The organism is Acidovorax facilis (assembly GCF_023913775.1).
Classification (GTDB): domain Bacteria; phylum Pseudomonadota; class Gammaproteobacteria; order Burkholderiales; family Burkholderiaceae_C; genus Acidovorax; species Acidovorax facilis.
Map to the genome: position 1 here is coordinate 64725 of NZ_JAMXAX010000003.1, position 13012 is coordinate 77736.

At 65.5% G+C, this 13012-nt stretch carries 15 protein-coding genes; 7 read left to right on the forward strand and 8 right to left on the reverse strand.

Going from position 1 to position 13012, the window contains the following annotated elements; translation table 11 throughout:
* Nucleotides 1-53 precede the first annotated feature (53 nt).
* The 5 genes from NFX52_RS02140 (at nt 54) to NFX52_RS02160 (ending at nt 1745) form a co-directional block, all read left to right on the forward strand.
* Nucleotides 54-326 (forward strand): antitoxin, encoded by a 273-nt coding sequence (locus NFX52_RS02140; RefSeq protein WP_055397084.1) that lies wholly within the window; start codon nt 54-56, stop codon nt 324-326.
* Entirely contained in the window at nt 323-751 is a 429-nt protein-coding gene (locus NFX52_RS02145; protein WP_055397082.1) for a type II toxin-antitoxin system VapC family toxin, read from the forward strand. The genes NFX52_RS02140 and NFX52_RS02145 overlap by 4 nt, the downstream gene beginning before the upstream one ends.
* Nucleotides 752-820: 69 nt before the next feature.
* Nucleotides 821-1081 (forward strand): FitA-like ribbon-helix-helix domain-containing protein, encoded by a 261-nt coding sequence (locus NFX52_RS02150; protein WP_055397080.1) that lies wholly within the window; start codon nt 821-823, stop codon nt 1079-1081.
* Nucleotides 1078-1497 (forward strand): type II toxin-antitoxin system VapC family toxin, encoded by a 420-nt coding sequence (locus NFX52_RS02155; protein ID WP_055397078.1) that lies wholly within the window; start codon nt 1078-1080, stop codon nt 1495-1497. Before NFX52_RS02150 ends, NFX52_RS02155 begins: the two co-directional genes overlap by 4 nt.
* 5 nt (nt 1498-1502) lie before the next feature.
* Entirely contained in the window at nt 1503-1745 is a 243-nt protein-coding gene (locus tag NFX52_RS02160; protein WP_055397076.1) for a PIN domain-containing protein, read from the forward strand.
* 143 nt (nt 1746-1888) lie between these two features.
* Here NFX52_RS02160 and NFX52_RS02165 read toward each other — a convergent pair whose 3' ends face one another.
* Entirely contained in the window at nt 1889-4318 is a 2430-nt protein-coding gene (locus NFX52_RS02165) for a TonB-dependent siderophore receptor (protein WP_162239760.1), read from the reverse strand.
* A gap of 138 nt (nt 4319-4456) precedes the next feature.
* On the opposite strand from NFX52_RS02165, the gene NFX52_RS02170 reads away from it, so the two are divergent.
* Both NFX52_RS02170 and NFX52_RS02175 read left to right on the forward strand, forming a co-directional pair.
* Nucleotides 4457-4828: a hypothetical protein gene (locus NFX52_RS02170; RefSeq protein WP_055397072.1), complete on the forward strand. Its 372-nt coding sequence runs from the start codon at nt 4457-4459 to the stop codon at nt 4826-4828.
* A gap of 36 nt (nt 4829-4864) precedes the next feature.
* Complete coding sequence (locus tag NFX52_RS02175) at nt 4865-5377, forward strand: hypothetical protein (RefSeq protein WP_055397070.1); 513 nt, start codon at nt 4865-4867, stop codon at nt 5375-5377.
* 48 nt (nt 5378-5425) lie between these two features.
* Here NFX52_RS02175 and NFX52_RS02180 read toward each other — a convergent pair whose 3' ends face one another.
* The 7 genes from NFX52_RS02180 to mobH all read right to left on the reverse strand — a co-directional run bounded on the left by NFX52_RS02180 (nt 5426) and on the right by mobH (nt 12989).
* A complete protein-coding gene (locus tag NFX52_RS02180; protein ID WP_055397068.1) occupies nt 5426-6505 on the reverse strand; it encodes a FecR family protein in 1080 nt (359 codons plus the stop codon).
* A complete protein-coding gene (locus NFX52_RS02185) occupies nt 6492-7013 on the reverse strand; it encodes a sigma-70 family RNA polymerase sigma factor (protein WP_055397066.1) in 522 nt (173 codons plus the stop codon). The genes NFX52_RS02180 and NFX52_RS02185 overlap by 14 nt, the downstream gene beginning before the upstream one ends.
* On the reverse strand, nt 7010-8062 hold the full coding sequence (locus NFX52_RS02190; RefSeq protein WP_082437379.1) for a FecR family protein: 1053 nt from the start codon (nt 8060-8062) through the stop codon (nt 7010-7012). The genes NFX52_RS02185 and NFX52_RS02190 overlap by 4 nt, the downstream gene beginning before the upstream one ends.
* Nucleotides 8049-8543 (reverse strand): sigma-70 family RNA polymerase sigma factor, encoded by a 495-nt coding sequence (locus NFX52_RS02195; RefSeq protein ID WP_238385554.1) that lies wholly within the window; start codon nt 8541-8543, stop codon nt 8049-8051. Before NFX52_RS02195 ends, NFX52_RS02190 begins: the two co-directional genes overlap by 14 nt.
* 177 nt (nt 8544-8720) lie before the next feature.
* Nucleotides 8721-9344: an IncC plasmid conjugative DNA transfer DtrJ family protein gene (locus NFX52_RS02200; protein ID WP_055397064.1), complete on the reverse strand. Its 624-nt coding sequence runs from the start codon at nt 9342-9344 to the stop codon at nt 8721-8723.
* Complete coding sequence (traD, locus tag NFX52_RS02205; protein WP_055397062.1) at nt 9341-11248, reverse strand: conjugative transfer system coupling protein TraD; 1908 nt, start codon at nt 11246-11248, stop codon at nt 9341-9343. The genes NFX52_RS02200 and traD overlap by 4 nt, the downstream gene beginning before the upstream one ends.
* 1 nt (nt 11249) lies before the next feature.
* Entirely contained in the window at nt 11250-12989 is a 1740-nt protein-coding gene (gene mobH, locus NFX52_RS02210; RefSeq protein ID WP_055397060.1) for a MobH family relaxase, read from the reverse strand.
* Between the last annotated feature and the right edge of the window lie 23 nt (nt 12990-13012).

Here is a 13012-nt window from a genome sequence, read left to right on the forward strand (position 1 = left end):
CAGGGTGGTGCAACGCGAGTGATTTCATATATACATCTCATCAAGGCCATACCATGCACGCCACCGCCAAACTGTTCACGACAGGCAACAGCCAAGCCGTGCGCCTGCCCAAGGCCTTCCGGATGGACGCCACCGAGGTCTGGGTCACGCGCAACGAAGCTACAGGTGAAATCACGCTCCAGCCCAAACCTGGGGCTGATGAACTGCAGGCCTTTTTCAGCCTGCTGGAAGCCGCGCCGCGCCACAGCCCTGAGTTCATCCCGCCACGCGACGACGCTCCGGCCGACGACCCCTTCGCGGACTGGACTGCCGAGGCCGCGAAGTGAGCGAGCTTCGCTACCTGCTGGACACCAACATCGTCAGCTACTACCTGCGCCGCGTCTCGCCTGCCCTGGAGCAGCGGGTAGGCGACGCGCTGCGCGCCCACGCCTGCGCCGTTTCGGTGCTGACCCGAGCCGAGCTGCGCTACTGCCAAGCGCTGATGGCCGACGACGACCCGCGCCGCGTCCTGGTCGACGCCTTTCTGCAGCGGCTGCCGCACCTGCCCTGGGCGGGTGATGCCGCCGATTGCTTTGGCGCCATCAAGGCCCACAACAAGCGCAACGGCACACCGCGAGGCGACATCGACACCCAGATCGCCGCCCAAGCCGTCGCCGACAAGCTGACACTGGTGACGCACAACGTGCGTCACTTCGAGGGCACGCCCGGGCTGCATTGGGAGGACTGGATGGCCGCCGGAGTGCGGGCGTAGCGACGAGGCATTGCGGCGCATGCATGCAATGATTAAAATGCAGTCATTGACTGATACGCTGGAGCGCCCATGGCAACCATGACCATTCGCAACATCGACGAAGCCCTCAAGACACGGCTGCGGGTGCAGGCAGCCATGCACAGCCGCTCCATGGAGGACGAAGCCCGCGACATCCTGCGTGCGGCGCTGTCCGCCGAGCCCGCCAGTGGCGCAACGCTGGTGCAGGCCGTTCGCGCCCGCATCGAGCCGCTGGGCGGCGTGGAATTGGCCCTTCCTGCGCGCGAGCCGATGCCCGACCCCGTGCGCGCGCCACTGGACCTGGGCGCATGATCGTCCTGGACACCAATGTGCTGTCCGAACTGCTTCGGCCGGCTCCGCACGAGGCAGTGCTGGACTGGTTCTCGATGCAGCCGCGCGCAGCGCTGTTCAGCACCACGGTGTGCCGGGCGGAGATCTTCTACGGCATCCGCATCCTGCCCGACGGCGCACGCAAGCAGGGGCTGTGGAAAGCCACCCAGGCCATCTTCGACGAGGACCTCGCCGGGCGCGTGCTGGGCTTCGACAACGACGCCGCCGATGCCTACGCCGAGATTGCCGCCGCGAGAAAGGGCTTGGGCAAGCCCATCAGCCCCTTCGACGCGATGATCGCCGCCATGACCCGCTCACGCGGTGCACGACTGGCCACGCGCAACGTCCGGGACTTCGCCGACTGCGGGATCGATGTGATCGATCCTTGGAGGGTGTAGGCACCTTGCTCGATGCCTTTGCGCAGCGGCTGCCGCACCTGCCCTGGGCGGTTGAAGCTGCCGATTGCTTTTGCGCCATCAAGGCCTACAACAAGCGCAACGACACACCGCGAGGCGACATCGACACCCAGATCGCCGCCCAAGCCGTCGCCGACAAGCTGACACTGGTGACGCACAACGTGCGTCACTTCGAGGGCACGCCCGGGCTGCATTGGGAGGACTGGATGGCGACTGGAGTGCAGGCGTAGTCCCGCCACAACTTGCTGCGGGACTACGTGCGGAACGACTGGCACCCCATGCAACCATTACTTCTTCGCCTTGCAACAGATGTCAGCGCTGCGCCAATCAGATCGCGGTCATCTCTCACAATTCCGTGCCCATTTACGACCTGCTACCACCGATAAGTCGCTGTTGCGGTGACGGTGCGTTCCTCGCCACGATACCAGCCATCGAAGGCATTGCTCGTGTAGTAGCGCTTGTTGAACAGGTTGGTTGCGTTCAGCGCAAGACGCCAATGGCTGTCCAGGTCGTAACGCAGGCTTGCATCGAACAGAGTGAAGCCAGGTTGCGATTTGGTGTTGGCTGCATCGTCCCATCGCTTACCAACGTACCGTGCGCCTGCACCAATGTTCAGACCGTGCAGGCCGCTATCGCGAAACGTGTAGTCAAGCCACAGCGATGCCATCTGTTTGGGGGCCTGAATCGGCGTCTTCCCTTGCTCCACATACCAGGTGTCGCCTTTGCGGCCTTTGATGTCGTTGTAGGTGAAAGAGGCTGTAGCAAAGAGGTCGGGCATCAGCTTGCCCTTGGCTTCCAATTCAAGGCCACGCGAGCGCACGGCACCCACTTGCTCGCTGATGCCACTGAGCGGGTTGGTCACCGTGATGTTCGTTTTCTCCAGGTCGAATACCGCAGCGGTCAACAACAGGTCACCGTTCTTGGGCTGATACTTGACACCTGCTTCCCACTGTTTGCCTTCGGTGGGCTTCTCATCCAGCGCATCAAAAGCCCCGAACGCCGGCTGGAACGAGGTGCCATAGCTGACATAAGGTGCCCAGCCGCCCGGGGCAAGCCAAGTCAACGCTGCACGACCGGTCCAGGCTTTGTGCGTGCTACTTTGACTGCCGCCGCGAGAGGATGAACTGTCCTCTCCCTTCGCCGTGTCGTGCCTGCCCGATAGTGTGAGCAGCCATCGGTCCGCGAACTTGGCCTGATCCTGTACGTACAAGCCCACGTTACGGAGATTGTTGGGACCAAAGACGTCGCCGAGGGTGTTGGGGGCGGGAATTGTCAGATAGACCGGGTTTAGCAGATCCAGATCAGGGGCGCTTCCCGTCAGATATTGTTCTTTGGCGCGTACACGGGTCCAATCCACGCCGGCAATCAGCCTGTGCGCTACGCCGCCGGTCTGGAGTCGGCCCTCAAAGAAGCTGTCAAGCGAAGTCTGCTTGAGGTCGCCAAAGTGGTATACCGCTGTCCGCGTGAACGTACGTCCGTCGGCCTGTAGCGACGACCAGATGTGGTGCTTGTCCGTTTCGCGGTCCGCGTAGCGAAATTTCTGCCGGAAGCCCAAGTTGTCGCTGAAGTCGTGGCGGAACTCGTACCCGAGGGTCCATGCCTTGTGGGTGATGCGGCTGTAGCGCGGATCACCTTCGCGAACGTTGGTTGGTCGCCCGTTCGAGTCAGCCACATAACCGACATCGTCGCCAGCCTCATGGCGAAGCGTGGATGCGAGCAAGGTCAGCGACGTGGCGGCTGAGGGCTGCCACAACAGAGAGGGGGCGAAGTACTGGCGCTTGGTTTCGGCCCTCTCACCTCCTGGATACTTCGCCTGATCGTCGGTGCTTCGTGCCAGCCCAACCAGGCGGAACGCGAAATCGTCTCCAATCCGGTCACCATAGTCTATGGCCAATTGCCGGTGCTTGAAGCTGCCAAGCTGCACCTGGGCCTCCCGGATGGAATCGTTCAACGATGGCCGCTTGCTGACGCGGTTGACGATACCACCGACATCACCCTGCCCAAAGGTGGCCGAGGACGGACCACGCAACACTTCGATGCGCTCCATGCCGTAGACCTCGGTCATCTGGCCGATATCGAGAAAACCCAACTGTGCCAACCCATCCAGGTAGTTGTGGGTCGAACTGTCGAAGCCTCTCAGGGTCAGGAATTCGTAGCCACGGTCGTCACGTCCATAGGTCCGGGTGAAGACTCCTGGCGTGTAGTTGAGGGTGTCGAGGACCTCTCGCATGCCCTTTGTATCAATTTCTTCGCGCCCAATCACGGAAACGGATTGCGGGACTTCGGTGATGGGCGTATCGGTCTTTGTTGCGGTGGCGCTGCGCTTGGCGGCGTAGCCCACCACCGGCCCCGTCGCCGTCTCCCGCTCGCCCCCAGCCCTCACCGTCACCACCGGCAACACCGCCTCCTTGAGCGGGGCAGCGGTCTCTGGTTTCGGCAGCGCTGGCGGTGCCTTTTTCAGCGTGTAGCTGCCATCGCCTCCGGGTGCGATCTCCAACCCGCTGCCGGTCAGGGCCTGGGCGAAAGCCTGCTCCAGTGTCAGGCTGCCGCGCACCGGGCCCGCTGTGCGGCCGCTGACCAGTGCGGGGTCGATGACGATGATGCGGCCGGCGCGGCGGGCGATGCCGGTGAGCGTGGCGTCGAGCGGCCCGGCGGGCAGGTCGTAAGCGGTGGTCTGGGCGCCGGCGGCAGACTGCGCGCGGGCCGGTGTGTGGGCCAGGGTGCCGCCCAGGGCGAGCAGAACGGCCAGCGCCAGCGGGTGTAGCGCAACAGGCAAGGTGGGTCGGGGGTGTTGAGGGTGCATGCGGTTTCTCCGAAAGAACGATTGGATGGCTGGAAGCAATGTCTTCATCAGCCTTGAACCGCGAGCGGAGAAAAGTGACAGGGGCTGCACGAGAAATACTGCGCCCGATCCACGCAAATAAGTGCTACACTGATTTATGTGTTCATCGTCGAGGGCATCCAGATGGCTGCAACTGTCAATTTCACGGGTTCTGTGGATCGTGAGCTGCTCAGGCGCGCCAAGGTGATCGCGGCCAAGTCGGACACATCGATCAACGCGCTGTTCAATGCCGAGCTTCGCTATCTGGTCGAGACCTTCGAGGCCGCCGAGGCAGCCGGCAATCAGAACTACAAGACGCTGCTCGACTTTTCTTTGGGCCGGATCGACGACCATGCTGCAAAGGGCTCGCTGGGCATCGACAGCGATGAGGATCTCTTTCTGCTCATGGCGCAGGCGCATCTGCCGATGCCGCGTCTGCCGGAGGCGGTGACGCAAGGGATGGTCGAGAGCCTGAACGCATTGTCGTCTTGAGCGGGGCGTCAGGTGCCGTCCCGCTCAGACACCGTTGTGCTGCCCGATGCGGGCCCGCTCATCACCCTGGCCTACGCCGATGCCCTGGATCTGCTGCTGCGGCCGGGCTGGCCGGTGGAAATGGTCGATATGGTGCTGCACGAGGTGACGCGCAGCTCGACCCCCACGAGCGAAAGACTGGCGCAATGGGTGCGCGACAGGCAACTCGCGGTGGTGCCGACCCGGACTTTCCAGCGTTACCAGCAGGCCCAGTCCCGGGCGGTGCAGCAGGGTGCGCCGCGAAAGTCCCATCTGGGGGAGCTGGCCATTCAGGAGACCATGAACGGCTTTGCCCTCATGGAGGCGCCGAGGACCGGCGTTTTTCTGTTCGAGGATCACAAGATCGCCCGTGCGAGCTTCCTCGTGCCCGACAACTGCCGCAAGATCAGCACGCGATCCTTCCTGCTCTTTCTTGAGCACAAAGGGTGGCTTGACTCTGCCGCAGAGATTGAACGCCGGGCCGTCCTGGCAGGGCGTGCGTTTTCCCGGCTGCGGTTTCCGCCTGAGTGATCGCGGCATCCAGGCCCCCTTTAGACCGAAATCCTCCCTGGCGGCTGTTCAGCGCATGTCGATGCTCACCCACCAGCCGGTGCGCCGATGCACTGTAATCGGGAGCGCACGGGCGAGCGCGGCCAGGGTGCGCTCGCTGTCGTCCAGCGGAAAGCTGCCCGTCACGCGCAGGTGAGCCGCCTGGGGCGAGACGCGCAGCACGCCGGGGTGGTAGGGGCGCAGGGCGTCCACCACATCTTGCAGGGGGCGGTCGTGCACCTCGACGAAGCCGTCTTCCCATGCGCTGGCGGCTTGGGGGGCCAGCGCCTCTTGCGCCACGCCCTGCGCGGTCAGGCGGGCGCTGTGGCCCTGGGCCAGCGTCAGCGCTGGGCCCTGCAAGGGCTCGATGCGCACCGCCGAGTGCAGCACGGCCACCAGGCTGCTGCCGTCGTCCTGCCGCACCAGGAAGCGCGTGCCCAGGGCCTGGATGTGGCCTTGCGCGGTGTGCACGATGAAGGGGCGCCCCCCGCCGGCCTCTTGGGACTCTTTGGCCACTTCGACGATCAGTTCCCCGGCGCGCAGGTGCAGGCGGCGGGCGGCGCCGTCGAAGGACTGGTCCACCACGCTGCGGGCGTTGAGCCACAGGCGGCTGCCGTCGGCCAGGGCGAAGACGCGGCGTTCGCCGGTGCCGGTAGAAAAATCGGCCACCATCGCGGACAGGGGCCGCTGCCCGTGGGACCACAGCAGGCCGCTACCCACGCCCGCGAGTACAAGCCCCAGCGTATTGCGCAGGGCGCTGCGCCGCCCGGCTTGTGCCAGCAGGCTGCGGCGCATGGCTTGGCGGGGTGCCAGCTCCTGCGGCAGTTCGTTCAGGCGGCCGAGCGCACGCTCCATGCGCGCGGCGGCGGCTTCGTGCCGTGGGTCGGCGCGGCGCCAGGCGTCGAAGGCGGCGTGGTCGGCCGCGCTGGCTTCGCCGGAGCGCAGTTGGACCGCCCAGGCGATGGCTCGGGCGGCGATGGGGTCTGTAGGGTTGGAGGGAGCGTCTGGCTCGGGAAGTGGGTCGGGCGCATTCGGCACGGAGCGGTCGGCGGTTGGTATTGCGCCCGGATCGTCACCCAGGCCACCCGCAAGGGCCTCAGAGCGCGGCATAGCAGCGCGTGAGGGCTTCGGCCATGTACTGCCGCACGCGACTGACGGAGACGCCGATCTCGGCGGCGATCTCGGCGTAGGTCAGACCGTCGAGCTGGCTGAGCAGAAAGGCCCGTCGCGCCTTGGCCGACAGGCCGTCGAGCAAGGCATCGATGGCCATCAGGGTTTCCAGCGCCATGGCCCGCTCTTCGGCGGAGGGTGCAAACTCCTGCGGCACCAGGGCCAGTTCGGCCGCCCAGGCAAGTTCAAGCCGCTGGCGCCGCTGGTGGTTGAGCAGCACGTGCCGGGCCACGGTGGTCAGATAGGCGCGGGGCTCGTCCAGCCGGGCCGGAATGCGGGAGGTGAGCAGCCGCACGAAGGTGTCGTGCGCCAGATCGGCAGCGCGGTGGGTGCAGCCCAGTTTCTTGCGCAGCCAGCCGTGCAGCCAACCGTGGTGGTCGCTGTAGAGGCTGTGTATTTGCTGCTGGAGCGCGGCGGCCTCGGGTGATCCTGTGGCGCTGAAGCTCATGGTGATGGAGCCGCTCCCTTGCCCTTGGGCTCAATGCTGCTCCACCAGGGCAGTGTGTGCCGCACCTGAACGGGCAGCACGGTGGCGAGCATGACCAGCGCCCGATCTGTGTCGTTCAGCGGAAAGCTGCCGAACACGCGCAGGCCGGCGACCTCGGGGGCGACGGACAGGTGACCGCGGCGGTAGCGCGCCAGTTCGGCCGCGACCTGGGCCAGGGGCATGTCCTGGGCGATCAGCAGGCCTTGGGTCCATGATTCGCGGGCGGGGTCGGCCAGTGCGGGGGGCTCGACACCGCTGCCGCTGAAGCGGGTCTGCTCGCTGGCCCGGAGGACTCGGGTGGTGCCGCTGGTGGCGGTGCGCACCTCGACTGCGCCTTCATAGACCGCGACAAAGGTCTGCCCGTCGTCTTCCAGCCGCACATTGAAGCGCGTGCCCAGGGCGCGCAGGCGCCCGTTAGGGGTGTCGACCACGAAGCCCCGGCGGGCATCGGCTGCCGTCTCGATGAAGATGTCACCCGTCACCAAGCGCAGGCGGCGCAGACTGGGCTGGTAGTCCTCGTTGAATGCGCTGGCAGAGCCCAGCCACACGCGGGTGCCGTCGGGGAGGGAGACTTCGCGCACGTCGCCCACGCCGGTGTGGTGGTCGGCCGCCCAGGCCATGGCCATGGCGGGCAGCGGCGTATGGCGCCATACAGCCCAGCTCAGCAGCCCGGTGCCACCACAAGTGGCCAAGCCCAGCAGGACGCGGCGCCGGAGCGCATGGTGCCGCGCGGTTTGCAGCACTTCGACGGTGGAACGCGGGTTGACGCTGCTCTGGATGGGCTCGAAGCGGCGGCTGACCTGCTCGACGTGGCCCCAAGCCGCGCGGTGGGCTTCGCTGGCTGCCAGCCAGGATTCCCAGGCCGTGCGATCAGTGTGGCCGGCTTCTCCAGAGCGCAGCAGCGCGAACCATTCGGCCGCTTCCTGCATGGCCCGGTGCGTGGTGTTGACGGTGGTGCCGCTCGTGGCTGCCTTGGGCGTAGGAGGCAGGGGCAGTTCAGCCGCGGACATGGGCCTGCGCCTCCATCTGCATGCACAGCAGCATCGCCTGTGCCACATACTTGCGCACCATGCGGGTGGAAACACCCAACTCTGCCGCAACCTCCTTGTCGGTCATCTCGCAACCCACCGCCAGCACGAAGGCCCGAGCGGCCTTGGGTGAGAGGCTTTGCAGCATGGCGTCGATGTCCTGCAGGGTTTGCAGGACGATGGCCTGCTGCTCGGCCGAAGGGGCGAACGATTCGGGCTGGGCGGCCAGCGCTTCCAGCCAGGCCGCTTCCACCTGACGGCGACGCCAGAGATCGACGCACAGACCATTGGCCATGGTGCGCAGGTAGAGGCGCGCCTCGGGTGGACCGTCAAAGCGCCGGGGCGTCACCAACAAGCGCAGGAAGGCGTCGTGCGCGAGGTCGGCGGCATCCGCGGCATTGCCCAGGCGGCGGCGCAACCACCCCTGCAACCAGTCATGGTGGTCGCAGTAGAGGGTCTCCACGGAGGGAGAAAGCGTTGGGTCCAGGGCGCTCACAGGCAAGTCATCACGCCGCGCGATGGTTTGCCCGCACAGCTTTCGGGATCAGGGAAGTGTGTTGAATAAGAATTATTCTTATTGTAACGGGCTCGACGCCTCAGGGGCAAGTTCATGCCCTCCGTTCATGCGGGGTCGAGCCGATCAGCCATGGCGATGGAAATTAGCCACCACCCTGCTCAGGAAGAAGGCGCAGGAAACCGGCAGCATGGCCAGCAGTGCAGGGGCAATGGTGATCGGGGTTACGGCCGCGACGATGCTTGCACACGCCATCAGAACGAAGGCGCTGGCGTGGAGGGCGAACCACTCCGGATCGTGCGGCTTGAACTGCTTGGCACGCAGAATGCGGACGACGAAGCCGTCGATCGCGGTGGCAATGATGACGAATGCCTGCAACGGCAGCCACTCGATCAGCGCAGCGAGCCGGTAGGTCGCAAGTAGCAGCTGGGCATCGATCGAGCGGAAGTAGGTGTTGCCAAAGAAGCGCTGATTGACCCGAGCCATTTCCTGAGCGACGGCTTCGGCCATGCGGTCCGTGCCGGGCGCTTGTGCCGAGGTTGGTACCGGGCTGGCGGCGCTCAGGGCCTGGTTCATCGAGAGCGCGCGCTCAAGGATGAGCACTGCGCGCGCCTCGCTCCACGTTGCCGCGTTGAGCTCGTGTTCGCTGTGGATCTGGTTCAGGAAGCGCTCGGGAGGATTCGCGGCCGGCAGATACAGCACGAAGACCAGCAGCAGGGTCAGGGCCGCGACAGCGATGACGCGGATCATGCTGCAACCCGATGGCGCGGCTTCGGGAACGGTGTTTCCGTGTCGAGGATGGGGAAGCGTCCCTTGATGATGCGCCCGCCCGATACCGATGCGAAGTACTGCAGATTCGGCAGCTTGCCCAGAACATCGGCAGGGATCATTTCCTCGAAGCTCTCCGTGATCTGTGTGGAGTGACTGGCGGAAAAATCGCCCAGGTGAGCGTCCGCACCGTGGCTCAGGCCCACGCGAAGCGTATGGATCGCGGTCTTGCCGAAGGTCTCCACCACGAAGTCCTGTGTCGGCCGATCCTTGGAGCGGAGCGCGATCAGGTTGTTGAGGTTGCCGAGCGCCATGCGGGCGGCGTCCTCGCTGCCCAGGCGCTTGGCGAGGTCGGCCAGGGTCTGCATGGCGCAGGTGGTGTAGATGCCGCCCTCGGCCCCCTTGTTGAGGATCTCGATCAAGGGCTGGTTGATGACGTTGCTGACCTCGTCGACGAACAGCGAGATCCGCCGGTACCCGCCCAGGTTGTAGCGCATGCCGGCGCGGGCGGCGAGATCGGCGAGGGCCAGGGCGCCGATGGCCGAAGCCACCGACGGGTCGGGCAGGGAGTCCAGACACATGTAGAGCACGTGCCCGGCGCGCTCGATCTTCTCGAAGTTCATGATGGCCCGCTTGTCCGCCGGGTCGAACGGATCGGGGCTCAGGCTGCGGCCCAGATCGCCGGAGGTCAGCATCGAGAGGATGGGCAGCAGGTTGGCCGTGATCTTCTGGTAGTGCTCCCGGTTGTGCCGGAAGACCCGGACCTGGGAATCGATGACCTTGCTGCGCTGGCTCTGGGGAACGTGATGCTCGTAGAAGGCGACGAAGGCCATGAGGTCGGCGCTGGCCGCTTCCGAAGGGCGCTTCAGGTTGCCGCGGTGCGCTTCGTGGAGCAGGCGCTTCATCTCGGGGTGCTCGCGCCAACCGTCGCGGAACTCCGCGTCGTAGAAGCGCCGCAGGGACTGTTCGAGGACCGGCTCGATGCCGCCTTCGATGTAGCGGGTCAGCTTGGCCAGGCTCGGACGTTCTTCGAGGTCCACGAGCCCCTGCACCACGACGTTGACCGCGTCCCACGAGAAGGCACCGAAGGCCCCGGCCGTATCCGGCGGAAGGATGGACTGGATTCGCGAGGCGAGCTCAGTCGGCTTCTGCCAGTTGAAGGCGAAGTCGAGTCTCACCCCAGTCTCGGGAAAGGCGGGGTGGAATTCCAGGAAGGTGTCGGCCTCCCGATAGCGCTCACAGGCGCGAATGGCGGCACGCTTGAGCCGACGGCTGTTCTTCGGGTCGATGACGATGACGACGTCGCCGCGCCGAATGGCTTGGGTGACAAGATTGGATAGTGCGACGCCCTTGCCCGCCTGGGTGGTGCCCACCAGGAGCGTTCCTCCCTCGAAGTTCTGCAGCGGCCGGTAGAGCGGGCGCTCGCGGGGCTCGACGCCGTGGATGTAGGGCAGGCCGATCTCGGAGTCCGGCTGGGGGGTAACCTTGTATCCCAGCCAGTTGAGGAGCGCGGGGGATGCTGTATAGCTGCGGTAGTCGATCTTAGCGAGTTCGTACAGGCGCTGCGAGTGCAGGGGCTGCCAGTCGAAGCCGAAGCCGAGAAAGACCTGCTCGGGGTTCCGGGTCAGGCGTTCCTGTTCGCTTGGCCCGATGACCTGCATGGCACGGCCGCTCAAGGCGGCGCGCAGCACCATGATGTGGGCGGCCTGCGCGGCTCGCCATACGGCCATGAGCAGGCATGCGGCTGCCAGCGGCATCGCGATCCTGATGGGCGCTTGGGCTCGCACGGCCATCGTGACCGTGGCGAATACGGCCAGCAGCCACATGGCACTGGCGTAGGCCTCGTAGGCTCGGCGCCAAGGCATCTCGTATGCGCGCGCCAGCATGTCAGACAGCTTCCTTCTGCTGACTCGGCAGGCCGATCACGTGCCGTTTGTCGATCAGGATGCCGACAACCTCCTGTCCCTGGAAATGCCGGGAGATCGGCGACGGCTCCGCGAGCATGCCGACCTCGCTCAGGGAGCGCATCGCGGCAGGCGGGGCTACTTTGCGTGCAGTCAGCGCAGCCAGAGGAACGAACAGTCCGTCGTCCGTAGGCTTTGCCGCCCACTCGGCTTCGGGTCCCGACAGCGTTGCAACGATTGCCGCCAGCGCATCGCGGACGGTGACAGGGAGGCGAAGGGGCGCGAGCAGCCTGGCTTGCTGTGGCTCGTCTGGGCGAGGGGTGATCGGCGTGGGCGTGGGTGCTTCGTCCGCTGGTGCGGCAGGCGGCGGGTCGAGCAGGGCCAGTTGTTCGGGATGTTGCGGGGAGGGCGCTTCGGGAACTTGTGAGATCGATGGCGGGCTGGCACGCGGGCGCTTCCTGCTGCTTCCTTTGGCGCTGTCATCGGCGCTTGGTGTGGTCAGAAGCGCTGGCTTGGTCGAGACGGCCGGCGCAACGGCTGCCGCATCCGCCGTCGGTGGCGTCAGCAGCGGATTGGTGAAGGCTTCCGGCAGTTTGTCCGACTCCGTGAAGAGCATCGCCGGGGCGCTGAGCTTGACGGCCTCCAGCGCGGGCTTGTTGCCTGGCGGATGGATGAGCCAGGTTGCCTTCCCATCTTCCTGTGCGGTCAGCACACCGGCCGTGAGCAGAACTTCGAGGATGGTCTCGGGCGCCTTGGGAATGCCGGGAAGCTGGTCGGCTTCGAGCAGCTTGCGAATGTCGTCGGCGCTGCCGGGCCACACCATGAACATCCCGTCTGGGCCATACCAGACACGAGACTTTTCCGCGTTCGGGGTCCAGCCGGGATTGGAAGCCGCCAGGCGTCGCAGCGCATCGACGAGATAGCGTTCCAGGTGCGACCCCAGTTGGGGCTTGCCATAGCGTTCGGCGCTGGCCAGAAGGAAACGATCGATCACCAGCGCCAGGGCGCGGCGGACCAGGGATTCCAGTACGTTGTGGTCGCGGTAGATCGGGATGCCGGCAACCGCCGCGAGCAGGTGCGGGACGATCTGGGTGTTTCCCGTGGCGAGGTCCTGCAGGGTCTCCGCAGACACTACATGCGGCAAGGCGAAGAGGCCCAGCGAGCGGCTTTCTACGGCGTTGGGGCGCCACTTCAGGAAATAGCGCTTGACCTGATGGTGATGGAGCCAGCCGGTCAAGGGCCGAAGGTAGGGAGACCATTCGTTGCCGGCTTCATCGGTGACGATGACATGGCTCAGTGGGCGGTGCAGCTCGCAACACAACCCGCCGACAAAGGTGGCCAGGCGCCAGCGCGGTTCGAGGTTGCGACGCTCGGTGATCGTCGCCCGCCCGGAAAAGATGTGGGCATCGGTGCCTTGCAGCGCGAAGAAGGCGGTTTCGAGGCCGATGCGCAGAAGGCCGCCCGGCTCATTGAAGTAGTTGTCCGCCGTGCAGGGGAGCAGATGCACATAGGTGGCATACCGGCGCAGTTGGGGGAGGATTGTCTGCTCGAAGCCGGTGCGATCCATGCCGAAGCACAGCTTGATCCGGTCGATGAGTTCCTGATGCGCCGCGAGCAGGGCTTCCACGTCGAGGGCAGGAATGCCCGGGTCGACCGAGGGATAGCGAAACTCGGTCGAAAGCACCTGTGCCCCAGGCGGCGAACTGTTTGTGGCGACATCCATCTCGGGGTACCTGATCCGGATCG